Below are 25,008 nucleotides of genomic sequence, written 5' to 3' on the forward strand. Positions count from 1 at the left end.
GTGACTCACGGCGAGCGGTGGCCGCGCTCCGGCCCTCGCCGTCCGGTCCGCGCGCCGGGGACCCGTTCGGGGCGCCCGGGGTGTGCGTCCGGTGATTCTGAGGTGGACTCGGGAGGCGAGGGTCCCGAGTTCTTCGAGCGGAGATGAGCGTCGATGTCGCCGAGCAAGCCGAGTGTCGTGTTCGCCCATGGACTGTGGGCCGACGGCTCCTGCTACAGCAAGCTGATCCCCGTGCTCCAGCGTGAGGGTCATGAGGTGGTGTCCGCCCAGAATCCGCTGGACTCGCTGGAGGGCGACGTGGACGCCGTGCGGCGTGCGCTCGCGCGGGTCAGCGCGCCGGCCGTGCTCGTCGGGCATTCCTGGGGCGGGTTCGTCATCACCGCGGCCGGGAACGACGAGCGGGTCGCCGGACTCGTCTACCTCGCCGCGCTGGCGCCGGACGCCGGGGAGACCCCCCAGGACCTGATCGGCAGGTTCGACCCGCCGCCGCTGTTCGCGCACCTCGACGAGCAGGACGGGCGGATCTGGATCGCCCGCGACGGCATCTCCGACTTCTGCGGGGACCTGTCCGAGGCCGACCAGCAGCTGGTGTGGGCGACGCAGGTCTCCGCCGACGCGCGGGTGCTGGGGGCCACGACCGACGCCCCGGCCTGGAAGTCCAAGCCCAGCTGGTACGTGGTCGCGACGCAGGACCACGCGGTCGTGCCCGCGCACCAGCGCTTCGCGGCCGATCGCATGGGGGCCACGACCGTCGAGGCGGACTCGGCCCACGTGGTGATGCTCTCGCACCCCGACGTCGTGCTCGACGTCATCCGCGACGCCGCCGCGGCGGTCTGACCACGACCGCGCCGCCTGCCCGGGGACGACGGCCGCGCCCCGGGCAGCGGCCCGGTTCCTCCGTCCTGGACGGGTGGTCCCGCCGTGCGGGTCCCCCGCGGCAGGACCACCCGCGGGTCAGGACCGCGGCGTCGGCTCCTCCGGTGCCAGCGAGTTGCCCGCGGGGATGCGGCCGCAGTCCGACGGGGCCGTGCGGCCCGCGAAGCGGTCGTCGAGCCAGTCCATGGCGAGGGGGGCCCAGATGACGGGCACGCCGATGTGGCTGAGCAGCTCGTACTGCCGGTACTCGATGGCGCCGTTGCCGGTGGCGCAGTACTGCCGGGCGAGCGCGCGCACGTCCCCGGCGACCATGACTCCGTCTCCCGTACCGATCCCGGGGTGGTGGGAGAAGGTCCCTTCCAGGACGCCCGCGTCGCCCTGGGCGATGAACCCGGGGACGGTCGGGGTCGGTGCGGAGCCGAGGTTGATCCGGTTCACCGCCCTGACGAGTTCGGGGACCGTGTTGAGGTTCTCGTACTCGGGCTTCGCCATCTTCTTCCAGGTCAGACCCGGGTAGTGGCCGAGGGCGTCGATGATGGAGCCCTTCTCCAGCTCCGCGGACACCTTCAGGCCGTAGCTGTTCAGGTAGGGCTCGACGTCGATGTCGAAGGAGCGGCCGACGCCGATGATCGCCATGGGGATGACGCCCGACCACGCGAGGGAGCCGTCCACGTACGTCAGGTTGTGCGCCGGGGCCACGAGCAGACCGCCCTCGGCGAAGCCGACCAGCCTCCGGTTCACTTCCGGGGCGTAGGCCGGTGCCATCGCGGCCGCCCAGTTCGTGGCGATGGCGCCGCCCGAGTAGCCCAGGAGACCGAACCTGGTGTCGTCGCCCAGACCCGTCTCCGCGGATCGGCTCGCGGCACGGATCGAGTCCAGGGTGTTGGTTCCGTACTCGGGTCCCGCGGCGAAGGCGGCCCGCTGTCCCTGGGTGTCCGGGATGACGAGGGTGTAGCCCTTCGCCAGCAGCGGAGCCATGAAGACGGCCTCGGCGTTGGGGATCACGCCCCCGAGGGTGAGGTTGCCGGCGATGGCACGGGACGGCCCGTCCTCCGGGTCGAGCGAGTCGTAGAACGACTGGTACGACACGGCCTTGCTCCCGTCACCGGTGAGGCTGCGCACCACCGTGGTCACGTTGGCGACCGGGCGGCCCTGGGCATCGGTGCTGCGATAGAGCAGCTGGATCGCCCTCAGCGGGGTGGGAATGCCGACGAGGTGGTACGGCAGGGTCCGCGTCTTCAGTACGGCGCCCGGGGCGAACGACGACAGGGGCTCGCTGCCGTCGTATGCGTAGAACGGGTCGCTCGCGGTCGACGCGACCGTGGTCGCGGTCGCGGCCGGTGCGGACTCGGTGGCGACGGCCGCCGGCGCGGCGGTCATGGCCGCCGCGGTGGCGACGGCGGCGGAGATCAGACGAGCGGATGTCCTGGACATGGTTCCTCGATTCGGGAGTGGGGGCCCGTGCGCCGTCCTGAGGCCTCGCGGAACGGCACGGCCGACCGGGGGCGGCGGTCCCCTGCCCGGTGGTTCCGGTGTCGGCTCCGCGCGAGGCGGGTCGGAGTCGGTGGTGTCGGTCTCCTGTAGGGCGACGGGAGGTTCGTGCGCGGCGGCTCTCGGTGCGTTCGGGTCGTACGGGGAGATCCGACGGACGACGCGGCCGCGTTCCGCCACGTCTGGCGATCCACCGGCCCGACGTGTTACCAACCGGTAGGTGATGTCCCGGAAACATCATGGAGGCGGTACGCGGCCACGCCTCCATGGCGGAACACAGAGATTTGCGAGGTGGATTGTGACCGCATCCAACGCCGCTGCACGCGACTGCGTGCCGCACTTCGGCGGCGTTCCGGTCCATGAGCGGCTCCAGGCCGCCGCCGGCGCGCTCGAGCGTGCGGTCATGGCCCGGCTCGTCGAACGGCTGCCCGTCTACGGAAGGCTGCCGTCGGAACAGCTCGGCGGCGACATCGCCAAACAGGTGACCCGCGGCATCCGGAGCTTCGCCGAGATGCTGCGCACCGGCGAGCTGCCGGACCCCGCGGAGCAGGCGGCGATCCGCGAGTCGTCGGCCCGGCGGGCCGACGAGGGCGTGCCGCTGGAGGCCGTGGTCGGCGCCTATCACCTCGGTGCGGAGGAGTGCGCCGCCCGCATCTTCCCGGCGGCCGATCCGGACGACATGGGCGACCTGCTGCTGGTCCAGCGTCAACTGCTCGCGTACCTGCGGGTGGTGAGCTGCGAGGTCGCGGCCGGCTTCGTGCAGGAGCGGCAGACGGCACTGAGCGACGAGCAGGTCGCCCTGCAGTCGCTGTTGTCCCGACTGCTGGAAGGGGGCAGCGCCCAGGCTGCGGCCGATCGCGCCGGCATCCGCCTGCCGCCCACCTACCTGGTACTGAGCATCTCCGTGGGGCGGCACCCGGACGAGCTGGTCCCCGGCGTGGACCACGCGGTCGCCGCCCGCCGCAAACTCCGGCGGCTGCGCAACGAACTGCAGCGCCAGACGGCGGGAGTTCCGCTGTCCGTGCTGTCGGGCGGCGGAGGACTGGTCCTCATCCCGCACGAGGCACCGGCCGCCGACTTCGGCCCGGCCGACCGGGACCGGCTCTCGCGACTGGTCGTGGAGCTGGGCAGGATGTGCGGCGCCGAGGTGCTGGCCGCGGCAGCCGCGGCACCCCCGGAGGGCGTGGCGGAGGCCGCCCGGCTCGCCGGCGAGGTACGGGAGGTGGCCGAGGCGTCCGGACAGGGGCCCGGGCTGTACCTGCTCGACGACGTACTGCTCGAATTCCACCTGAGCCGTCCGAGCCCGGCCAGGGAGGGACTCGCGTCGCTGCTCGACCCGTTGGACACCCGCCCCGAACTGCTCGCCACCCTGCGCACGTTCCTCGCCTGCAGTCTCGACCGCCGCCGGGCCGCGGCCCGGCTCCAGGTCCACCCGAACACGGTGGACTACCGCCTGCGCAAGGCGGCGGATCTCACCGGACTGGACGCGACCCGGGGGGCCAACCTGGTCACGCTGCACGCCGCACTGGCGGCCCATGACGCGGTGAAGCGCGGCGGACCCGGCGCGGGCACCTCACGCCAGGGCTGAACGACCGGCCGTCCGCACGGTCAGGACGGCGGCGGCGAGTTCGCCCGAAGCCACGACCACGAGGGGGGCGCAGGCGCCGTCGGGCTGTCCCGGACGGCACAGGGGATCTTGAGACCGCCGGCGGCCCATGGCAGGCTCATGCCGCATGATCGACGAATTCGCGAAGGACACCCTGCACGGGAGACTGCGGCGGGACCGCGAGGGGCTGCTCTGGAAACTCGACGGCTTGTCCGAGTACGACGTCCGCCGCCCTCTGACGGCGACCGGGACCAACCTCCTCGGCCTGGTCAAGCACGTGGCTACCGTCGAGGCCAGGTACTTCGGCGAGGTCTTCGACCGCCCTTCCCCGGAACCGCTGCCCCGGTGGCAGGACTCCGACGGCAGCGACCTGTGGGCGACCGAGGACGAGACCCGTGATCAGGTCATCGGGTACTACCGGCGCACGTGGGAACACTCGGACGCCACGATCGACGAGCTGCCCCTCGACGCCCCCGGCCACGTGCCGTGGTGGCCGGAGCCCCATGCCGACACCAACCTGTTCGCCGTCCTGGTCCACGTCCTCGGCGAGTCCGTCCGGCACGCCGGGCACGCCGACATCCTGCGCGAGGGCCTCGACGGCCGGACCGGATTGCGCGCCGAATACGAAGAGCAGGTCGACGAGGAAGCCCGTGCGGCCCACCGCGCGAGGATCGAGCGGGCGGCCAGGTCGGTCCGCACCGGTCGAGGCTGAGAGGGCGTCTCCCAGGACGCGAAGTCCGTACGGCACGACGCCGGTCGTGGGTGCGGATCCGTCGGTGCGGTGACCAGCACTACCCCAGGAACGACAGCCGGACCTGACGCTCCGGATTGTCGCGATTGGTGTCCACCAGGCAGATCGACTGCCAGGTGCCCAGTTCCAGGTGCCCACCGATGACCGGGACGGTCGCGTGCGGAGGGACGAGGGCGGGGAGCACGTGGTCGCGGCCGTGGCCCGGGGAGCCGTGGCGGTGCTGCCAGCGGTCGTCGGCGGGGAGCAGGTGGTGGAGGGCGGTCAGCAGGTCGTGGTCGCTGCCGGAGCCGGTCTCCAGGATCGCGAGGCCGGCCGTGGCGTGGGGGACGAAGAGGTTGAGGAGGCCGTCACCGCCCTGGGCCGTGCGGGAGAGGAAGTCCTCGCAGTGGCGGGTGAGGTCGGTGACGGTCTCCTGTGAGCCGGTGGTGAGGGTGAGGATCGTGGTGCTGAAGGCCATGGGGACATGGTGCCGTTCAGGGGGGCGGAATCGCGCGTCCACGCTCCGAGACGCCGCACCGAAGAAGATCTCCGGCAGCGGGTCCGGCGCCACGCGGACGTGGCCGACCGGAGCGAGGAGTACCACGACCTGGGCGTCGAGCACTTCGCGCTCTCCGGCTATCCGCACCTGGCGGAGGCGTGCTGGTTCGGGGAAGGCGTGACTCCCGAGCTCGCGAGGGACTGCTCGCGCCCCTCCCGCCGTCCCCGCTGCTCGGGGTACCGGCGCTCGACGGCCGCCCGGCCTCGGCTCCGGGCGGAGCACCGCTGATCGTCAGCGGCGGGCGGTAGGGAACGGCAGGGCGGGCGGCTGCCGGGCGGGCCGGACGCTTCTGGGCCCGTCGGGAAGATCCCCGCCCCGCCCGCGGTTGGTGGAATCGTGAACGATTTCGGGGTACACGAAGCGCGTGACGTCGACGTGGTGGTCATCGGCGCCGGGCAGGCGGGGCTCTCCGCCGCCTATCACCTGCGGCGGAGCGGGTTCGAGCCCGACCGGGACTTCGTGGTGCTCGATCACGCCCCCCGGGCGGGCGGCGCCTGGCAGTTCCGGTGGGCCTCGCTCACGTACGGCAAGGTGCACGGGATGCACGCGCTGCCCGGCAAGGAGCTGACCGGGGCCGACCCCGCGCGGCCGTCGTCCGAGGTGATCGGCGACTACTTCGCCGACTACGAGGAGACCTTCGACCTGCGGGTGCACCGGCCCGTCGACGTGACGGCGGTGCGCGAGGGCGAGGGTGGGCGGCTGCTCGTGGAGACCTCGGAGGGGACGTACGCGACGCGGGCGCTCGTCAACGCGACCGGCACCTGGGACCGGCCCTTCTGGCCGCGGTACCCGGGACAGGAGACGTTCCGGGGGCGCCAGCTGCACACCGCCCAGTACTCGGGGCCCGAAGCGTTCGCCGGGCAGCGGGTGGTCGTGGTCGGCGGCGGGGCCTCGGGGACCCAGCATCTGATGGAGATCGCGGACCGTGCCGCCGCGACGACATGGGTCACGCGGCGCGAGCCGGTCTGGCGCGAGGGGCGCTTCGGCGAGGTCCAGGGACGGGCCGCGGTGGCGCTCGTGGAGGAGCGGGTGCGGCAGGGACTGCCGCCGCAGAGCGTGGTGTCGGTCACCGGGCTGCCGTTGAACGAGGCCGTCCGCGAGGCCCGCGAGCGCGGGGTGCTCGACCGCCTCCCGATGTTCGACCGGATCACGCCGACCGGGGTGGCCTGGGCCGACGGGCGGACCGTGGAGGCGGACGTGATCCTGTGGGCGACGGGGTTCCGTGCCGCGATCGACCATCTGGCCCCGCTGCGGCTGCGCGAGCCGGGCGGCGGGATCCAGGTGGAGGGGACCAGGGCGGTGCGGGACCCGCGTGTTCATCTGGTCGGGTACGGGCCCTCCGCCTCGACCATCGGGGCCAACCGGGCCGGCCGCGCGGCGGTCGCCGAGATCCGCGCGCTGCTCAGGAGCGCCCCGCAGCCCGTCGCTGTTCGTTGAACTCGGCGACGTTCGCCTGGTGCCGGGCGTAGTCGGCGGTGAAGCGCGTGTCGCCCGGCCGGACGGTGACGAAGTAGAGCCAGTCGCCCTTCGTGGGGGCGACGGCCGCGGCCATGGCCTGCTCGCCGGGGTTCCCGATGGGTGACGGCGGCAGCCCCGCGCGCTCGTAGGTGTTGTAGGGGCTGTCGATGCGGGTGTCGGCGTGGCTGGTGTCCACGGTGTCGCGACCGAGGGCGTAGTTGAGGGTCGAGTCCATCTGGAGCGGCATCCCCCGGGCGAGCCGGTTGTGGACGACCCGCGCCACCTTGCCCATGTCCTCGGCGGTGTCGGCCTCCGCCTGGACGATGCTGGCGACGATCACGGCCTGATGGACGCTCAGCCCTTGGCTGCGGGCGCCCTCGGCGATGCGCGCGGTCCCGAAGCGTTTCCCGGCGGTGTCGACCATGTAGCGCAGCAGGCCCTCCACGGTGGTGGCCTTGCCCACCGGGTAGGTGGCGGGGAAGAGGTAGCCCTCCGGATTGCCGTCGGCCGCTGCCGGGAGGGCGAGGTCCGTGGCGGGCGTCTGGGCGGCCTTGCGGGCGGTGCCTGCGGGCAGGCCGAGGGAGCGGTCGACGGCGGCGTACACCTCTCCCCCGCGCCAGCCTTCGGGGATGAGCAGGGTGCGCTGCTTGTGCGGGGCGGGCTTGTCCGGCGCTCCGAGCAGCAGCAGGGGCACGGCGACCGCGGTGGCCGCCGCCAGGACGGCGCCCACGAGGACGACGAGCCTGCCGCGCCGGGTGAGGCGTGCGCGCCGGCGTCGGTGTTCGGGCTGCCAGGACCGGTACGTCATGGGCGCACGCTAACCCGGCGCGCTCGGGAAATCACGGAGCGTACACGCGGCGGCGCCGCCGGTCCCCTGGGACGGGGGACCGGCGGCGCCGGGCACTGCGATCGTCAGACGAGCCAGCCCAGGAAGTGGAGGACGCCGGCGAGCAGGTTGGTGATGACGTTCATGGTGGTGCTTTCTCCTCGTGCAGAGCATTCTGTGGGACTGCGCAGTCGCGGTCTGCAGCCCGTCGCTTGCGCACCGTAATCATCAGCTGCCGCGCGGGGGCTGGGCAACGAAAACCGGCACGATCACACGTTCTGGGGAACAACCGCTCCCGCGTTCGTGTGTTCGTCCCGGCGCACCAGGGTCGCGTACCGCCCGTCGAGGGCGAGCAGCTCCTCGTGGGTGCCGCGCTCGGCGATCCGGCCCGCCTCCAGGACGACGATCTGGTCGGCGTCGCGGACGGTGGAGAGCCGGTGGGCGATGGTGATGGTGGTGCGTCCGGCGGAGAGCGCGTCGATGGCCTGCTGCACGGCATGCTCGGTACGGGTGTCGAGGGCGCTGGTCGCCTCGTCGAGGATGAGGACGGGGGGGTCGCGCAGGATGGTCCGGGCGATCGCGAGACGCTGCTTCTCACCGCCCGAGAAGCGGTAGCCGCGCTCGCCGACGAGGGTGTCGTAGGCGTCGGGCAGCGAGGCGATGTGGTCGTGGATCTGGGCGGCGCGCGCGGCGGCCTCGATCTCCTCGTCGGTGGCGTCGGGCTTGGCGAAGCGCAGGTTGTCCGCGACGGAGGCGTGGAAGAGGTAGGTCTCCTGGGAGACCACGCCGACGGCCCGGGCGAGGCTGTCGAAGTCCAGGTCGCGCACGTCGACGCCGTCGAGGGTGACCCGTCCGTCGGTGACGTCGTAGAGCCGGGGCACGAGATAGCTGAGCGTGGACTTGCCGGAGCCGGTCGGGCCGACGACGGCCAGGCTGCCGCCGGCCGGGACCGTCAGGTCGATGCCGTCGAGGGTGGGGCGGCCCTCGCCCTCGGGGTCGTAGCGGAAGCCGACCTTCTCGAAGACGACTTCGCCCGAGGCCTTCGGCAGGCGGACGGGCTCGTCGGGCTCGGTGATCTCGACGGGCAGGTCGAGGTACTCGAAGATGCGCTGGAAGAGGGCGAGCGAGGTCTGGATCTGCACGCCGGTCGACAGCAGGCTGACGGTCGGCCGGAAGAGGCCCTGCTGGAGGGAGACGAAGGCGACCAGGGTGCCGAGGGAGATGTCGGGGCCGCCGGCCTGGAGGGCGAGGCCCGCCGCCCAGTAGAGCAGGGCGGGCATGGCGGCCATGACGATGCCTATGGTGGACATCCGCCACCGTCCGGCCATGGAGGAGCGCACTTCGAGGTCGACGAGGCGCTCGGACTCCTCGGCGAAGGACCGGGTGAGGGAGTCGGCGCGGCCCATGGTGCGGCCGAGCAGGATGCCACTGACGGACAGCGACTCGGTGACGGTCGCCGCCATGGCGGCCATCTGCTTCTGGCGCCGGGTGGTGATCCGCTTGCGCTCGCGGCCGACCCGGCGGCTGATCCAGACGAAGACGGGCAGCAGGAGGAGGGAGACCAGGGTGAGCCGCCAGTCGAGCGCGAGCATGGCGACGACGCTGGCGACCACGCCGGTCAGGTTGGAGACCAGGGAGGTGGCGGTCGAGGTGACGGTGGCCTGCATGCCGCCGATGTCGTTGGCGATGCGGGACTGGACCTCGCCCGTGCGGGTGCGCGTGAAGAAGGCGAGCGGCATCCGCTGCAGCTGGGCGTAGACCGCGGTGCGCAGGTCGTGCATGACGCGCTGGCCGACGGTGGTGGAGATGAGCGTCTGGAGCACGCCGAAGACGCCCGAGACCACGGCGGTGACGATCATGCCCAGGGCGAGCAGGCTGAGCAGCCCGGTGCGGCCCTGCGGGATCGCGGTGTCGAGGATCTCCCGGAGGAGGAAGGGCGAGGCGACCGAGACCAGCGACGACGCCGCGACGAGCAGGCCGACGAGGGCCAGGCGGCCCCGGTAGGGGCGGAACAGGCTCAGGATGCGCCGCAGCTGGGCGGGCTCCTCGGGGCGGGTGCGGTCACGGGCGGGGGGCGTCCAGGTGGACTCGTCGTGCGGGTGCATGGGCTCCTACGAGAGTTCGAGAATGAGGCGATGAGAGCATAGCTCATTGTTACCTATACTCACAATGAACACGGTCCTGATATTGTTCCGTCATGAACACCCCGGCCACTCCCGGCAGTCCCGGCAGCCCCGACCCCGACGGCCTCCTCGCCGAGCAGCTGCTGCGCCTCACCCGCCGGCTGCACCGCATCCAGAAGCGGCACCTGGAGCCGGTCGGCATCACCCCGGCGCAGTCCCGGCTGCTGCGGACGGTCGCGCACTACCCGGAGCCGCCCAGGATGGCGGATCTCGCGGCCCGGCTCGAAGTGGTCCCCCGCGCCGTCACCACCCTCGTCGACGCTCTGGAGGCGGCCGGCCGGGTCCGCCGGGTGCCCGATCCGACCAACCGCCGGGTGGTGCGGATCGAGCTCACCGACAGCGGCCGCGACACGCTGAGGGAGCTGCGCAGCGCGCGCCGTGCCGCCGCAGAGGACATGCTGGCCCCACTGACCGTCGAACAGCGCGAGGTGCTCGGAGGTCTGCTGTCCGCTCTGGTCGACCGCGGTCCGGAGCCCGTCTGCTGAGACCGGGGCAGCCGAGACCGGGGCACACCGCACACCGGAGGGGAGCCCTGGCCATGCCCGTACTGGAGCCGAATCCGCGGACCCTGCGCGCCGGTACGAAGCGGCGTGCGGCGCCCGACCGGGTGCCGGACCTCCAGGCCCGCGGCACCCCGAAGCACCTGCGGGAGGAGCTGGTCGCCGTCCTCGGCCCGGACAAGGTGCTGTCGAAGGTCTCCGACCTGGTCCGTTACGCCTCGGACGCGAGCCCCTACCGCTTCGTGCCGCAGGTCGTGGTGGTGGCCGAGGACATCGACGACGTGTCGGCGGTCCTCTCGTACGCGCACGGGAAGGGCCGCGAGGTGGTGTTCCGGGCCGCCGGGACCAGCCTCAACGGGCAGGCGCAGGGCGAGGACATCCTGGTCGACGTGCGCCGCCACTGGGCGGGGGTCGAGGTCCTGGACGACGGGGCCCGAGCCCGGATCCGACCGGGCACCACGGTCGCCCGCGCCAACGCGACGCTCGCGCCGTACGGCCGGGTGCTCGGCCCGGACCCGGCGAGCGCCGTCGCCTGCACGATCGGCGGGGTGGTCGCCAACAACGCGTCCGGCATGACGGCGGGCACCGCCCGCAACGCGTACCGCACGCTCGCCTCGCTCACCTTCGTCCTGCCGAGCGGCACCGTCGTCGACACCGCCGCCCCGGACGCCGACGCGGAGCTGGCCCGCGCGGACCCCCGGCTGTGCGCCGGGCTCATGGCCCTCAAGGCGGAGATCGAGGCGGACGCGGAGCTCACGGCCCGGATCCGCGCCAAGTACGCGATCAAGAACACCAACGGCTACCGGCTCGACGCCTTCCTCGACGGCGCCACCCCGGTCGAGATCCTGCGCGGCCTGATGGTGGGCTCCGAGGGCACCTTCGGCTTCATCTCCGAGACCGTCTTCGACACCCTGCCCCTGGACCGCAGGGTCTCGACGGCGCTGCTCTTCTTCCCCTCCCTGCCGGCCGCCGCGGCCGCCGTGCCGCGCTTCAACGACGCGGGCGCCCTGGCGGTCGAGCTCATGGACGGCAACACGCTCCGCGCCTCGGTGCGCGTGCCCGGCGTGCCCGCCGACTGGGCGGAGCTGCCGAGGGGGGTGGCCGCCCTGCTCGTGGAGTTCCGGGCGCCGGACCAGGCCGCGCAGGAGGCGTACGAGGAGGCGGCGGCCCGGGTCATGGAGGACCTGGACCTGGTCGCTCCGGTCGCGTCCGTGAGCAACGCCTTCACCCGCGACGCCCGGACCGTCGCCGGCTACTGGCAGGCCCGCAGGGCCTTCGTGACGGCGGTCGGCGGCGCGCGCCCCCCGGGCACGACCCTCATCACCGAGGACTTCGCGGTACCGCCCGAGCGGCTCGCGGACGCCTGTGCGGAGCTGCTCGACCTCCAGGGCCGGCACGGCTTCGACGCCGCCGTCGCGGGGCACGCCGCCCACGGCAACCTGCACTTCCTGCTGTCCTTCGACGCCGGCGACCCGGGCGACGTCGAGCGCTACGCGTCGTTCATGGCCGAGTTCTGCAAGCTGACCGTGGAGCGCTTCGACGGCTCGCTCAAGGCCGAGCACGCCACCGGCCGCAACATCGCGCCCTTCCTGGAGCTGGAATGGGGGCCCAAGGCGACCGAACTGATGTGGCGCACCAAGGAGGTCATCGACCCGGACGGGGTCCTCGCGCCCCGGATCGTCCTGGACCGCGATCCGCAGGCGCACCTGCGCGGTCTGAAGACCATCCCCCGGGTGGAGGCGATCGCCGATCCGTGCATCGAGTGCGGCTTCTGCGAACCCACGTGTCCCAGCCACGACCTGACCACCACTCCGCGCCAACGCATCGTCCTGCGGCGGGAGATGATGCGGCAGGCCGACGGGGCGCCGGTCGAGGCACGGCTCCTGGAGGCGTACGGTCACGACGCCGTCGACACCTGCGCCGGCGACTCCCTGTGCAAGCTCGCGTGCCCGGTCGGTATCGACACGGGCGCGCTGATGAAGGCGTTCCGGCACGAGCGGCACTCCGCGCGGGAGGAGCGGATCGCCGCCCTCACCGCCCGGAACTTCCGCGCCGTGGAGGCCTCGGCGCGGCTCGCCGTGGGCGCCGGCGCGCGGATCGGCGACCGGGTGATGGCGTCGGCGACCGGGCTCGCCCGCAAGGTCGTGCGTCCCGATCTCGTCCCGGAGTGGCTGCCCGAGATCCCGGGGGCGGCGCCAGGGCGACTGCCCCGCACCCACCGGCCGGCCGCGGCCGCCGTCTACTACCCGGCCTGCGTGAACCGGATCTTCGGCAATCCGGACGGCTTCGAGGGTCCGTCGCTCCCGGAAGCCGTGGTGGCGCTGTCCGCCCGCGCCGGGCGGCCGGTGTGGATCCCGGACGACGTGGCGGGCACCTGCTGCGCGACCATCTGGCACTCGAAGGGGTACGAGCGGGGCACCGAGGTGATGGCCAACCGGATCGTGGAGGCCGCCTGGGGCTGGACGGCCGGCGGCCGGCTGCCCCTGGTCGTCGACGCCTCCTCCTGCACGCTGGGCATCGCGCACGAGGTCGTGCCGTACCTCAATGAGGACAACCGGGAGTTGCACGCCGAGCTGACCGTGCTCGACTCGCTGGTGTGGGCCGCGGACGAGCTGCTGCCCCGCCTCGACGTCCGCCGACGGGTGGCGTCGGCGGTGGTCCATCCCACCTGCTCGATGCGGCACCTGGGCGACGAGGACCGGCTGGTCGCCCTCGCGGAGGCCTGCGCGGACGAGGTGGTCGTCCCGGTCGGCGCGGGCTGCTGCGCCTTCGCGGGCGACCGGGGCATGCTGCATCCGGAGCTGACCGCGTCCGCCACCGCCCAGGAAGCCGCCGAGGTCACCGCGCGCCCCTTCGACGCGCATCTGTCGGCCAACCGCATGTGCGAGGTCGGCATGGACCGCGCCACCGGCCGCACGTACCACTCGGCCCTGCTGGAACTGGAGCGCGCGACGCGGCCGTAGCCGGGTGCCCGCCGGGGCACCGGGGTACGGGACGGCGCCCGGGCCGGCGAGGCGCGGGCGCCGTACGGGTGCGGCTTTCAGCAGCGCCGGAGGTCCTCGACGAGGGTGCCCTGGACGGTCTTCAGCGAGCGGTCGTAGCAGCCGCCGGAGCCGTACGCGCGGTAGCGCTCGGCGCTGGTGCCGATCGCGTGGCGCTGCTCGCGCGGGACGCCCAGGGCGAAGGAGGCGTCGCCGGTGTAGGTGTCGTCGAGACGCTGCCAGGACAGGCGCCTGCCGTCCCGCACGACGTCCACGGCGGCCCGGTCGCCGACGGTGAGGACGGTCCGGAGCCGGTTGTCGGCGCCGATGACGATCTCACCGTCCATGGTGTACGTGCGGTGGGTGCGGGTGGCGGTCCGGCCGACGGTCACCGTCTCGTCGTCGGTCCAGTACGCGGAGAGCGCGTCGGGGTTCTCGTCGGCGCCCCACCGGTGTGTGGACCGGTGGTCGACGGTGCGGGTGACGGTGGTCGCGACGCGGCCGTGCGAGGTGTTCAGGTGGCCGGCGACGGTGAGGGTGTGCCCGCCCGTGGTCTCCAGGCGGTCGGGCGAACCCGGGGTGTACACCGCCGCGTTGCGCGGGGTGCCGGACTCGTGCCGGTCGAGGGCGCCGGTGACGACCTTGCTGCCCTCGTCCTGCCAGAGCAGCACGTTGGCGGGGACGCTCCAGCCGGTCCGGCCGGCCGGGACGCCGGCCACCGAGACCTCCACGCGGTGGGCGCGCCCGTCGTTGAGGACGCCCGCGAACGGGGTGAGGTCGTAGACGACGGGCTGGACGTCGAAGGCGCGCGGCGCGGGCGTCACGTACCAGAGGAACGGGTTGGACCAGCCGCCGGTCCAGACGTGCGGGAAGGGGGCGGCGATGCCCGCGAGCTGCCCGTCGACGGATATCCGCACCTCGCGGTACGGGCCGTCGGTGGCCTTGCAGGAGTAGGGCGCGGCGTCGGGGACGGTGAGGTACCAGAACTCCTCGCAGCCGCCGCCCGATCCGGTGGCGTACACCTCGGCGAGGATCCGCTCGGTGTTGCGCGGGGTGGTGAGGGTGGCGTCGGTGAGCGGCAGCACCCGGTCGGGGGTGCCGGCGGCGGGGCGCACCTTGCCCTGGGCGGTGTGGAAGGTGAGGGTGACGCGGACGTCGAGGACCCCGGTGTACGTCTCGTTGACGACGTTGCCGATGAGCATCTCGACGGACCGGGGCCGGCTCAGGGTGTCGCGGTAGCGGGTGACGTCCTTCTCGACCGACCAGGCGATGCCGTCGGGCGAGGGTTCGGGGGTGGAGGTGCGGAGGATCTCGACGCCGCCGACGGTGAGGTAGCCGAGGCGGTCGTACTGGCGGCCCTTCACCTTGCCTTCCAGGCGCAGGACCACCTTGTTCCAGCGGGTGCCGCACTCCTCGGGCGGAGCGTAACTCCCCTTGTACGGCGTGAAGTCGCGGAACTGGACCTCGGCGAGGGTCACCTCGCAGGTGCGGGTGCCGGGGGTGGCGATCGGCGGCGCGGCGGTGACCGGGTCGTGCCAGTCGGTGGTGAACTCGGCCGGCGGGGTCGGGGCCTCGTCCGCGTGGGCCGCCGGGGCGGCGAGCAGCACACCGGCGGCCAGGGTGAGGCCTCCGATCATGCTCATGATCTTCCGTTGTCTCATGGGTCGTGAGTGAAGCGCGGGCCCGCTGACGCGGTCCAGAGGGCGTCGGTCCGGCTTGGCGGGTTCTGTTCCCGGTTGCCGGAAAACCCGGGCGCCGGAAAATCGATTGCCGACCGCCGTCCGGCGGGGCGAGCCTGGACCGGTTCGAGACATCTCCGGACCGCTACGAGAAATCGGCCGAAAGCGCTGGGACAGCATGCAGATTCGCGATCTTCCGTACGCCGACCCAGGGGACCCGGACGTCCGCTCGGGCCCGCGGTTCCTGCTGTGGCTCGGCCGGGCGCAGCTGGGCGGTCAGGTGACGTGCCTGCTGTGGGGCCTGCTGCTGCAGCTGGGCATCGCCGGGCTGCCGCTCGGCGTCGGCGTCGCCGTGCAGGCGGTCGTGGACCGCGACGGCGGCCGGCTCGGCCTCGGCATCGGGCTGCTCGTCGCCTTCGGCCTGGCCATCGCGGCCGGCGACATGATGGTGCACCGGGTGGCCGTCACCAACTGGATCACGGCGGCCGCCCGGGTGCAGCAGTTGCTCTCCCGCAAGACCGCCGAGCTCGGCTCCGTCCTGACCCGACGGGTCGCGGCGGGCGAGGTCGTGGCCGTCTCCACCGGTGACGTGGAGAAGATCGGCTGGTTCGTCGAGGCGGCCTCCCGCTTCGCGTCGGCCGCCGTCTCCCTGGTGCTGGTCTGCGTCGGGCTCGTGTTGTACCAGCCGGACCTCGGCCTGGTCGTCGCGCTCGCCGTCCCCGTCCTCGCCCTCGCCGCGCTGCCGCTGCTCCCCCGCGCCACGCGCCGGGCCGACACACAGCGCGAGAAGGCCGGCCGGGCCACCGAACTCGCCTCCGACACCGTCGCCGGGCTGCGCGTCCTGCGCGGAATCGGCGGCGAGGAGCTGTTCCTCGGCCGCTACCGGGCCGCCTCCCAGGAGGTGCGCCGGGCCGCCGTGCACAGCGCCCGGATGTGGGCGCTCATCGCGGCGATCCAGGTGCTGCTGCCGGGCGTCCTGCTCGTCGGCGTGATCGTGTACGGCGCGCGACTCGCCCTCGACGGGCGCGTCTCGGTCGGCGAACTGGTCACGGTCTACGGCGCGGTGGCACTCACCCACCACCCGCTGCGCACCTTCGAGGAGATCGCCATGGCGTACTCCTTCTCGCGCCCGTCCGCACGGCGTGCCGCCCGGGTGCTCGCCCTGTCCCGTACGACGGGTCCGTCGGCCGGGACCGTTCGGGAGGTGCCGAGCGGCGACCTGTACGACCCGGTGACCGGCGTGCGCGCGCCGGCCGGCGCCCTCACCGCGGTGGTCTGCGGCGACCCGGACGCGGCCGGCCGGCTCGCCGACCGGCTGGGCGGGCACCCGGCGGAGCCGGGCGAGGAACACTCCTCGGTGCTGGTCGGCGACGTGGCCCTCGACGAGCTGGCCCTCGACGCCGCGCGTGCCGCGGTGCTCGTCCAGGACAAGGAACCGGTGCTGCTCTCCGGCTCCCTCGCGGAGCTGCTCGACGTGCCGTCCTCCGGGCACGTGGCGGCGGCCGAGGCGCTGGAAGCGGCTCAGTGCGGGGACGTGCTCGACGCCCTCGCGCAGGCCTCGGTGGACACCGACGGCGACCCCATGCGGACCCAAATCGCCGAGCGCGGCCGGTCGCTGTCCGGCGGCCAGCGCCAGCGGCTCGCCCTGGCGCGCTCCCTGGTGACCGACCCGGGGGTGCTGGTCCTGGACGAGCCGACCTCGGCGGTCGACTCGCACACCGAGGCCCGGGTGGCCGCCGGGATCAAGCGGCTGCGCGCGGGCCGGACGACGGTGGTCCTCGCCTCCTCTCCGCTGCTGCTCGACCTGGCCGACCGGGTCGTCCTGGTCGACGACGGGAGGGCGGTCGCGGTGGGCACCCACCGCGAGCTGCTGGCCGGCGAACCCCGCTACCGGGCCGTCGTCACCCGCGAGACGGAGGACGAAGGTGCACGCGGGACGGCGGCCCCGCCACTCGGCCTCGACGCCGAGTGGCGGGCGCTGGACGAACGAGAAGACGAGCTGGAAGGAGAGACGGCATGATCGCCGTCGCGCCGCCGTCGTACGACCCGGCAGCCCCCCGGTCGGCGACGACGCTGCCGGTCGGGACCGCAGCCACGGTCCGGAGGTACGTCCGGGACCTGTTGCGCCGTCACCGGGGCGCGTTCGCGGCCCTCGTCGCGGTCAACGCGGTCGCCGTGACGGCCTCGATGGCCGGGCCGTACCTCCTCGGCTCCGTCGTCGACGCGCTCACCGCAGGGGCCCGGGATCTCCATCCGGAGCGCACGGCGGCCCTGTTCGCCGTCGCGCTGCTGATCCAGACGGTGTTCACCCGGATGGTCCGGCTGCGCGGCGCGATGCTCGGCGAGGAGATGCTGGCCGACCTGCGCGAGGACTTCCTCGTGCGCTCGGTGGCGCTGCCGCCGGGCGTCCTGGAGCGGGCCGGGACCGGCGATCTGCTGTCCCGGATCACCACCGACGTCGACCGGCTCGCCAACGCGATGCGCGAGGCCGTGCCGCAGCTGGTCATCGGCGTGGTGTGGGCGGCGCTGCTGATCGGCGGCATCGCCGTCACCGCGCCCCCGCTGGCGGCCGCGCTGCTGCTCGCCGCGCCGCTGCTCTTCGTCGGCTGCCGCTGGTACTTCCGGCGCGCGCCGGCCGCGTACCGCTCGGAGGCCGCCGGTTACGCGGCGGTGGCCGCGTCCCTCGCGGAGACCGTGGACGCGGGCCGCACGGTCGAGGCGCACCGCCTCGGCCGACGCCGCATCGAGCTGTCGGACCGGCGGGTGGGCGAATGGACGGCGTGGGAGCGGTACACCCTCTACCTGCGTTCGGTGCTCTTCCCGGTCGTCACGCTCACCCACACCGTCGTGATCACCGCGGTGCTCGCGATCGGCGGCGTCCTCGTCTTCCACGGATGGATGGACGTGGGCCGGCTGACCACGGGCGCGCTGCTCGCCCAGATGCTGGTCGACCCGATCGGGATCATCCTGCGCTGGTACGACGAGCTGCAGGTGGCCCAGGTGTCGCTGGCCCGGCTGGTGGGCGTCCGGGACATCGAGCCCGACGCGGGCGACGGGACCGTTCGGCCCGAGGGACGGGAGGTCCGCGCCGACGAGGTCCGCTTCGGCTACCGCGAGGGCGTCGACGTGCTGCACCAGGTGTCGATGGACGTCGCTCCGGGCACCCGGCTCGCCCTGGTCGGCCCGTCGGGCGCCGGGAAGTCGACGCTCGGTCGGCTGCTCGCGGGCATCTACGCGCCGCGCGCCGGCACGGTGACCCTCGGCTCGGCCGAGCTGGCGCGGATGCCGGCCGAGCGGGTCCGCGAGCACGTGGCCCTGGTCAACCAGGAGCACCACGTCTTCGTCGGTTCGCTCCGTGACAACCTGCTGCTCGCCCGGGCGGGCGCCGGGGACGCCGAGCTGTGGGCGGCCCTGACGGCGGTCGACGCGGAGGGCTGGGCCCGGGCCCTCGACGGCGGCCTGGACGCCGAGGTCGGCTCGGGCGGGCAGGCCCTCACCCCGGCGCAGGCCCAGCAGGTGGCGCTCGCCCGGCTCGTCCTGGCCGATCCGCACACGCTCGTCCTCGACGAGGCGACCTCGCTGCTCGACCCGCGCGCGGCCCGGCACCTGGAGCGCTCGCTGGCCCGCGTCCTGGAGGGCCGCACGGTCGTCGCCATCGCCCACCGGCTGCACACGGCGCACGACGCCGACCTGATCGCGGTCGTCGAGGGCGGCCGGATCAGCGAACTCGGCAGCCATGACGAGCTGGTGGCGGCGGACGGGGCGTACGCGGCGCTGTGGCGGTCCTGGCACGGGTAGCCCGGTCAGCGGCGCTCCGGAGCCCCGAGCCGGGGCGCGGGCCGGGTGCCGGTGGGGCGCACGCGGGCGGTCTCGGCTCACGGCGGGGCGGCTCACGGCGGGGCGGCTCACGGCGGGGCGGCTCACGGCGGGGCGGCTCACGGGCAGCCCGGGCATCCCGGGCGCCCGCCCGAGTCACCGACCGGGCCACCGAACCACCGACCGGGCCGCCGGCCGGGCCCCACGCCACCGGGCCGCCGGCCGGGCCCCAGGCCACCGAGCTGCCAGGCCACCGGCCAGCGGTCCGCCGGGCCGCCGCTGCCGCTGCCGCTGCCGCTGCCGGGCCACCGCTACCAGGCCACCGCCCGCCGGGCTGCAAGCCCCCCGGGCCACCGGGCCCCCGGCTACAGGAAGCCGAGCGCCGAGGCCCCGCCCACGCCGCCGAGCACCATGAACGCCGGCATCAGGACCTTCAGCTCGACCCAGCTGCCCGCCCGGAAGCGCATGCCCTTCGGCGGGCCGATCGGGTACCAGCGCTTGCGGCCGACCGGGATGGGCCACAGGATCGGGCAGCCGGAGACGGTCAGGGCGTCCCCGATGTCGTGGACGAGGGCGCCCAGGACGATCGGCAGACCGAGCCACAGGTACTCCTGGCCCGGCTGGGTGAAGAGCCAGCCCGCGCCGTTGCCGGGCTGGTCGAGGACGCCCGCGAGGATCCAGGCGCTGGTGGCGCCGAGCAGCCACACCAGGACGTCGCTGGACATCCGGGCCGCCCGCCACAGCAGGCCCTCGACGGCGAGGACCAGGTGGACGAAGAGGATCGCGAGGACCGCCCAGCGGCCGCCGGTCACGGCGGCGACGGAGCAGCCGCCGCCTATCAGGACCGCCCACACCCAGGTGTGGGTGAGGGTGCGGTGGCCGCCGGAGCGGCGCGGGTCCTGGGGAGAGCGGGTGGCCTTGTAGACGGCGTACGACAGCTTGTCGACGATCTCGCAGAGGCCCCGCGAGACCGGACCGAAGGCACGCGAGATGGTGGCCGACTTGTGGTCCAGGTCAGGGGCGAGGGCCGCGCCCGCGCAGAGGAGCGCGCCGACGACCAGAACCGGCCACGGCATGGGGTGGTCGAAGGCTGCCGCGGCCGCGCCGACGCCCAGCCAGGCCGCAGCTCCGGACAGCGAGTGCGCCGGTCCCATCATGGTCGTACCCGCCCCGTTTCTCGTACGCCGACGCCCAGTTGGCGTCCGGTCGACGGGCCACCCTATCGTCCGTGATCTTCGATCCGACGGCCGGTTCCCTCATCCGGGCGGAATCCAGGCAAGATGGGGGCGTGACCCTTATCGATCAGCTGCCGCCGACCGCCGACCCCGACGCCCTCTTCGAGGCCTTCTCCTCATGGGCGGAGGACCGGGGCATCACGCTCTACCCGGCCCAGGAGGAGGCGCTGATCGAGGTGGTCTCCGGGGCGAACGTGATCCTGTCGACCCCCACGGGTTCGGGAAAGTCGCTCGTCGCGGCGGGCGCGCACTTCACGGCGCTGGCGAACGACCAGGTCACGTTCTACACGGCACCGATCAAGGCGCTGGTGTCGGAGAAGTTCTTCGACCTGTGCAAGATCTTCGGTACCGAGAACGTCGGCATGCTGACCGGCGACGCGTCCGTGAACGCGGACGCGCCCGTCATCTGCTGCACGGCCGAGGTGCTGGCGTCGATCGCGCTGCGCGACGGCAAGGACGCCGACATCGGCCAGGTCGTCATGGACGAGTTCCACTTCTACGCGGAGCAGGACCGCGGCTGGGCCTGGCAGATCCCGCTCCTGGAGCTGCCGCAGGCGCAGTTCGTCCTCATGTCGGCGACGCTCGGCGACGTGTCGATGTTCGAGCAGGACCTGACCCGGCGGACCGGGAGGCCGACCTCTGTGGTCCGCTCGGCGACCCGGCCGGTCCCGCTGTCGTACGAGTACCGGCTCACTCCGATCACGGACACCCTCACCGAGCTCCTGGAGACGAAGCAGGCACCCGTCTACATCGTCCACTTCACGCAGGCGCAGGCGGTGGAGCGCGCCCAGTCGCTGATGAGCATCAACATGTGCTCGCGCGAGGAGAAGGACGCCATCGCCGAGATGATCGGCAACTTCCGCTTCACCACGAAGTTCGGCAAGAACCTCTCCCGTTACGTCCGGCACGGCATCGGCGTGCACCACGCGGGCATGCTCCCGAAGTACCGGCGCCTGGTGGAGAAGCTGGCCCAGGCGGGTCTGCTGAAGGTCATCTGCGGGACGGACACGCTCGGCGTGGGCGTCAACGTGCCGATCCGCACGGTCCTCTTCACGGCACTGACCAAGTACGACGGCAACCGGGTGCGCACGCTGCGCGCGCGGGAGTTCCACCAGATCGCGGGCCGGGCCGGCCGGGCCGGCTTCGACACCGCCGGCTTCGTGGTGGCGCAGGCGCCTGAGCACGTCATCGAGAACGAGAAGGCGCTCGCCAAGGCCGGCGACGACCCGAAGAAGCGCCGCAAGGTGGTGCGGAAGAAGGCCCCGGAGGGCTTCGTCGGCTGGACCGAGAACAGCTTCGAGAAGCTGATCGCCGCCGAGCCGGAGCCGCTGACCTCCCGCTTCCGGGTCACCCACACCATGCTGCTCTCGGTCATCGCGCGCCCCGGCAACGCCTTCGAGGCGATGCGCAAGCTCCTGGAGGACAACCACGAGCCGCGCAAGAACCAGCTCAGGCACATCCGCCGGGCCATCGCGATCTACCGCTCGCTGCTCGACGGCGGGGTCGTGGAGCAGCTGGACACCCCGGACGCCGAGGGCCGCACGATCCGTCTGACGGTCGACCTGCAGCAGGACTTCGCGCTCAACCAGCCGCTGTCGACGTTCGCGCTCGCCGCTTTCGACCTGCTGGACCAGCAGTCCCCCTCGTACGCCCTCGACATGGTGTCGGTCGTCGAGTCCACCCTGGACGACCCGCGGCAGATCCTGCACGCCCAGCAGAACAAGGCACGGGGCGAGGCGGTCGGCGCGATGAAGGCCGACGGGGTCGAGTACGAGGAGCGGATGGAGCGGCTCCAGGAGATCTCGTACCCGAAGCCGCTCGAAGAGCTGCTGTGGCACGCGTACAACGTGTACCGCAAGTCGCACCCGTGGGTCGGCGACCACCCGGTGTCGCCGAAGTCGGTCATCCGCGACATGTACGAACGGGCACTGACCTTCACCGAGTTCACCTCCTTCTACGAGCTGGCGCGCACCGAGGGAATCGTCCTGCGCTATCTGGCGAGCGCGTACAAGACGCTCGACCACACGATCCCGGACGACCTGAAGACGGAGGACCTGGAGGACCTGATCGCCTGGCTGGGCGAGATGGTGCGGCAGGTCGACTCCTCGCTGCTCGACGAGTGGGAGCAGCTGGCCAATCCGGAACTGGAGTCCGCGGAGGAGGCCCAGGAGAAGGCCGACCAGGTCAAGCCGGTCACCGCGAACGCCCGCGCCTTCCGGGTCCTGGTGCGCAACGCGATGTTCCGCCGGGTGGAGCTGGCGGCGCTCGACCACGTGGACGAGCTCGGCGAGATGGACGCGGAGTCCGGCTGGGACGCGGACGCCTGGGGCGAGGCGATGGACGCGTACTGGGACGAGTACGACGACCTCGGTACGGGGCCGGACGCGCGCGGCCCGAAGCTGCTGTCCATCGAGGAGGACCCGGCGCACGGCGTCTGGCGCGTCCGGCAGACCTTCGCCGACCCGAACGGGGACCATGACTGGGGCATCAGCGCGGAGGTGGACCTGGCGGCCTCGGACGAGGAGGGCCGGGCGGTCGTCCGCGTGACGTCGGTCGGACAACTGTAGCCGCGCGGACACCTGGAGGAGGACGAAGGTGACGAACGCCGCCGAGAGGCTCGTGGATCTGCTCGATCTGGAGCGGATCGAGGTGAACATCTTCCGCGGGCGCAGCCCGCAGGAGTCGTTGCAGCGGGTCTTCGGCGGGCAGGTCGCCGGCCAGGCCCTGGTGGCGGCCGGCCGCACCGTGGACGCCGAGCGCCCGGTGCACTCGCTGCACGCCTACTTCCTGCGCCCGGGCCGGCCCGGCGTGCCGATCGTCTACCAGGTGGAGCGGGTGCGCGACGGGCGCTCGTTCACGACCCGCCGGGTCACCGCCGTCCAGGAGGGCCGGACGATCTTCAATCTGACGGCCTCCTTCCACCTCCCCGAGGAGGGCGCCTTCGATCACCAGCTGCCGCCCCGGCACCTCACCGACCCGGAGAGCCTGCCGAAGCTCGCGGACGAGATCCGCGACCACCTCGGCGCCCTCCCGGAGGCCCTGGAGCGGATGGCCCGCCGGCAGCCGTTCGACATCCGCTACGTCGACCGGCTGCGCTGGACGAAGGAGGAGGTCCACGGCGCGGACCCGCGCAGCGCGGTCTGGATGCGTGCGGTCGGCCCCCTGGGCGACGACCCCTTGATCCACACCTGTGCCCTCACCTACGCCTCGGACATGACCCTGCTCGACGCGGTCCGCATCCCGGTCGAGCCGCTGTGGGGTCCCCGCGGCTTCGACATGGCGTCCCTGGACCACGCGATGTGGTTCCACCGCCCGTTCCGCGCCGACGAGTGGTTCCTCTACGACCAGGAGTCCCCCATCGCGACGGGCGGCCGCGGCCTGGCCCGCGGGCGGATCTACGACCGCGAGGGGCGACTGCTGGTGTCGGTGGTGCAGGAGGGGCTGTTCCGGAAGCTCTAGAAACCGTGCCCGGCCCTGACCGGCGGATCCAGGGCCGGACAGGGGTCAGACGCCGGACGGAGTTCAAACGCCGGACGGGGTTCAGACGCCGGACGGGGTTCAGACGCCGGGCAGGGTGTCCTGCTCGACCTCGTGGCGCCGGGTGCGGACGTCCGGGCCCGGGGGGTGCAGTTTGGCGTCGCAGGAGGGGCCGAGGCCGGTGCGGCGGGACGCGGCGCCGGTCAGCGGACGGCCGCAAAGGCGGCACCGCACGAGGCGCGGATCGGTCCTCTCCCCCGGTGCGGAATCGATGTCGATTGCCAGCGGTTCTTCTCCCATGTTGAGATCAAACCCCATTCCGACGAGGAGCAGTCCATGAGCCTGTACGACATTCCGCTGAAGACCCTGACCGGGGACCCCGTCTCGCTGGCCGACTACCGTGACCACGCCGTGCTGGTCGTGAACGTGGCCTCCAAGTGCGGTCTCACCCCGCAGTACGCCGGTCTGGAGCGGCTGCAGAAGGAGTACGGCGAGCGCGGATTCACCGTGCTCGGTGTGCCGTGCAACCAGTTCGCGGGCCAGGAGCCGGGCAGCGCGGACGAGATCCAGACCTTCTGCTCGACGACGTACGGCGTGAGCTTCCCGCTCCTGGAGAAGGCCGACGTCAACGGCACCGACCGGCACCCTCTGTACGCGGAGCTGACCAAGGTCGCGGACGCCGAGGGCGAGGCCGGCGACATCCAGTGGAACTTCGAGAAGTTCCTGATCGGCCGGGACGGCGCGGTCACCCGTTTCCGTCCGCGCACCGAGCCGGAGGCCCCGGAGGTCGTGGCGGCGATCGAGGCCCAGCTTGCCTGACCTGGGGGTGGTGGAGCGGCTGCGGGCCGCGGGCTGTGTCTTCGCCGAGGAGGAGGCGGAACTGCTGCGCGCGGCGGCGGCCGGTCCGGCCGAGCTCGACGTGATGGTCGGGCAGCGGGCCGCGGGCCTGCCGCTGGAGCACGTGGTGGGCTGGGCCGAGTTCGGGGGGTTGCGGATCGAGGTCGACGGCGGGGTGTTCGTTCCGCGCCGACGTACCGAGTTCCTGGTCGCCGAGGCGGTGTCGCTGGCCCGGCCGGGCGCCGTCTGCGTCGACCTGTGCTGCGGCTCCGGCGCGGCGGGGGCGGTGCTGCTCGCGTCCGTCGAGGGCGCCGAGGTGCACGCCGCCGACATCGAGCCTGCGGCGGTGCGCTGCGCCCGCCGCAACGTGGAGCCGCGCGGCGGCCGGGTGTACGAGGGCGACCTCTTCGAGCCCCTGCCCGACGCGCTGCGCGGCCGGATCGAGGTCCTGGTCGCCAACGTCCCGTACGTCCCCAGCGAGGACGTCGCCCTGCTCCCCGCCGAGGCCCGCGAGCACGAGCCGCTGGTCGCCCTCGACGGCGGCGCGGACGGCCTGGACGTGCTGCGCCGGGTCGCGGCCGGGGCGGTGGAATGGCTGGCCCCTGGCGGGCACCTCCTGGTGGAGACCAGCGAGCGCCAGGCCGACCGGGCGGTGGCGGCGATCACCGAGCGCGGCCTGACGGCCCGGGTCCTGGAGGACGAGGAGCTGTACGCGACGGTGGTGGTGGCGACCCGCGGCCAGGGTGCGTGACGG

At 73.2% G+C, this 25,008-nt stretch carries 19 protein-coding genes and 1 pseudogene; 13 read left to right on the forward strand and 7 right to left on the reverse strand.

Going from position 1 to position 25,008, the window contains the following annotated elements:
• The first annotated feature begins 153 nt into the window (after positions 1–153).
• Entirely contained in the window at positions 154–837 is a 684-nt protein-coding gene (locus AB0M16_RS22570) for an alpha/beta hydrolase (protein ID WP_365345590.1), read from the forward strand.
• A 117-nt stretch (positions 838–954) separates the two neighbouring features.
• Here the strand turns inward: AB0M16_RS22570 and AB0M16_RS22575 are convergent, their stop codons facing one another.
• Positions 955–2,310, reverse strand: a complete 1,356-nt coding sequence (locus AB0M16_RS22575) for a lipase family protein (protein ID WP_365345592.1) — start codon at positions 2,308–2,310, stop codon at positions 955–957.
• Positions 2,311–2,665: 355 nt separating this feature from the next.
• Between AB0M16_RS22575 and AB0M16_RS22580 the strand changes: the two genes are divergently transcribed.
• Positions 2,666–3,955, forward strand: a complete 1,290-nt coding sequence (locus tag AB0M16_RS22580; protein ID WP_365345594.1) for a helix-turn-helix domain-containing protein — start codon at positions 2,666–2,668, stop codon at positions 3,953–3,955.
• A gap of 145 nt (positions 3,956–4,100) precedes the next feature.
• The gene (locus AB0M16_RS22585) at positions 4,101–4,685 is read left to right on the forward strand and encodes a DinB family protein (RefSeq protein WP_365345596.1); all 585 of its coding nucleotides are present in this window, start codon (positions 4,101–4,103) and stop codon (positions 4,683–4,685) included.
• A 79-nt stretch (positions 4,686–4,764) separates the two neighbouring features.
• Here the strand turns inward: AB0M16_RS22585 and AB0M16_RS22590 are convergent, their stop codons facing one another.
• Positions 4,765–5,181, reverse strand: a complete 417-nt coding sequence (locus tag AB0M16_RS22590; protein WP_365345598.1) for a secondary thiamine-phosphate synthase enzyme YjbQ — start codon at positions 5,179–5,181, stop codon at positions 4,765–4,767.
• Positions 5,182–5,271: 90 nt separating this feature from the next.
• Here AB0M16_RS22590 and AB0M16_RS22595 point away from each other — a divergent pair.
• Together AB0M16_RS22595 and AB0M16_RS22600 are read left to right on the forward strand one after the other, a co-directional pair.
• Positions 5,272–5,510 (forward strand): annotated as a pseudogene (locus AB0M16_RS22595) (alkanesulfonate monooxygenase); the annotation flags it as partial.
• An 88-nt stretch (positions 5,511–5,598) separates the two neighbouring features.
• Positions 5,599–6,699, forward strand: coding sequence for an NAD(P)-binding domain-containing protein (locus AB0M16_RS22600; RefSeq protein WP_365345600.1), 1,101 nt, complete (start codon positions 5,599–5,601; stop codon positions 6,697–6,699).
• Here the strand turns inward: AB0M16_RS22600 and mltG are convergent.
• Together mltG and AB0M16_RS22610 are read right to left on the reverse strand one after the other, a co-directional pair.
• On the reverse strand, positions 6,665–7,528 hold the full coding sequence (mltG, locus tag AB0M16_RS22605; protein WP_365345602.1) for an endolytic transglycosylase MltG: 864 nt from the start codon (positions 7,526–7,528) through the stop codon (positions 6,665–6,667). The genes AB0M16_RS22600 and mltG overlap by 35 nt on opposite strands.
• A gap of 287 nt (positions 7,529–7,815) precedes the next feature.
• Positions 7,816–9,651 (reverse strand): ABC transporter ATP-binding protein, encoded by a 1,836-nt coding sequence (locus AB0M16_RS22610; protein WP_365345604.1) that lies wholly within the window; start codon positions 9,649–9,651, stop codon positions 7,816–7,818.
• 92 nt (positions 9,652–9,743) lie between these two features.
• Here AB0M16_RS22610 and AB0M16_RS22615 point away from each other — a divergent pair, with 92 nt between their 5' ends.
• Positions 9,744–10,214 (forward strand): MarR family transcriptional regulator, encoded by a 471-nt coding sequence (locus AB0M16_RS22615; RefSeq protein ID WP_365345605.1) that lies wholly within the window; start codon positions 9,744–9,746, stop codon positions 10,212–10,214.
• A gap of 53 nt (positions 10,215–10,267) precedes the next feature.
• Positions 10,268–13,192: an FAD-binding and (Fe-S)-binding domain-containing protein gene (locus AB0M16_RS22620; RefSeq protein WP_365345607.1), complete on the forward strand. Its 2,925-nt coding sequence runs from the start codon at positions 10,268–10,270 to the stop codon at positions 13,190–13,192.
• A gap of 77 nt (positions 13,193–13,269) precedes the next feature.
• Here the strand turns inward: AB0M16_RS22620 and AB0M16_RS22625 are convergent, their stop codons facing one another.
• On the reverse strand, positions 13,270–14,871 hold the full coding sequence (locus AB0M16_RS22625; RefSeq protein ID WP_365345609.1) for a peptide-N4-asparagine amidase: 1,602 nt from the start codon (positions 14,869–14,871) through the stop codon (positions 13,270–13,272).
• Positions 14,872–15,067: 196 nt separating this feature from the next.
• Between AB0M16_RS22625 and AB0M16_RS22630 the strand changes: the two genes are divergently transcribed.
• Both AB0M16_RS22630 and AB0M16_RS22635 read left to right on the forward strand, forming a co-directional pair.
• Positions 15,068–16,909 carry an ABC transporter ATP-binding protein gene (locus AB0M16_RS22630; RefSeq protein WP_365345611.1) on the forward strand — a complete coding sequence of 614 codons (1,842 nt, stop codon included), beginning with the start codon at positions 15,068–15,070 and terminating at the stop codon, positions 16,907–16,909.
• On the forward strand, positions 16,906–18,687 hold the full coding sequence (locus AB0M16_RS22635) for an ABC transporter ATP-binding protein (RefSeq protein WP_365345613.1): 1,782 nt from the start codon (positions 16,906–16,908) through the stop codon (positions 18,685–18,687). The genes AB0M16_RS22630 and AB0M16_RS22635 overlap by 4 nt, the downstream gene beginning before the upstream one ends.
• Positions 18,688–19,070: 383 nt before the next feature.
• Here the strand turns inward: AB0M16_RS22635 and AB0M16_RS22640 are convergent, their stop codons facing one another.
• On the reverse strand, positions 19,071–19,862 hold the full coding sequence (locus AB0M16_RS22640) for a metal-dependent hydrolase (protein WP_365345615.1): 792 nt from the start codon (positions 19,860–19,862) through the stop codon (positions 19,071–19,073).
• A gap of 71 nt (positions 19,863–19,933) precedes the next feature.
• On the opposite strand from AB0M16_RS22640, the gene AB0M16_RS22645 reads away from it, so the two are divergent.
• Positions 19,934–22,507: a DUF3516 domain-containing protein gene (locus tag AB0M16_RS22645; RefSeq protein WP_365345618.1), complete on the forward strand. Its 2,574-nt coding sequence runs from the start codon at positions 19,934–19,936 to the stop codon at positions 22,505–22,507.
• A 28-nt stretch (positions 22,508–22,535) separates the two neighbouring features.
• Positions 22,536–23,399, forward strand: coding sequence for an acyl-CoA thioesterase II (locus AB0M16_RS22650; RefSeq protein WP_365345620.1), 864 nt, complete (start codon positions 22,536–22,538; stop codon positions 23,397–23,399).
• Positions 23,400–23,498: 99 nt separating this feature from the next.
• Here AB0M16_RS22650 and AB0M16_RS22655 read toward each other — a convergent pair whose 3' ends face one another.
• Positions 23,499–23,717, reverse strand: coding sequence for a DUF6011 domain-containing protein (locus AB0M16_RS22655; protein WP_365345622.1), 219 nt, complete (start codon positions 23,715–23,717; stop codon positions 23,499–23,501).
• A gap of 36 nt (positions 23,718–23,753) precedes the next feature.
• Here AB0M16_RS22655 and AB0M16_RS22660 point away from each other — a divergent pair, with 36 nt between their 5' ends.
• Together AB0M16_RS22660 and AB0M16_RS22665 are read left to right on the forward strand one after the other, a co-directional pair.
• Positions 23,754–24,236 (forward strand): glutathione peroxidase, encoded by a 483-nt coding sequence (locus tag AB0M16_RS22660; protein WP_365345624.1) that lies wholly within the window; start codon positions 23,754–23,756, stop codon positions 24,234–24,236.
• Complete coding sequence (locus AB0M16_RS22665; protein WP_365345626.1) at positions 24,229–25,005, forward strand: putative protein N(5)-glutamine methyltransferase; 777 nt, start codon at positions 24,229–24,231, stop codon at positions 25,003–25,005. The genes AB0M16_RS22660 and AB0M16_RS22665 overlap by 8 nt, the downstream gene beginning before the upstream one ends.
• Positions 25,006–25,008 lie beyond the last annotated feature (3 nt).

This window comes from Streptomyces sp. NPDC051921, from assembly GCF_040680975.1.
In the GTDB taxonomy this organism is placed as follows: Bacteria; Actinomycetota; Actinomycetes; order Streptomycetales; family Streptomycetaceae; genus Streptomyces.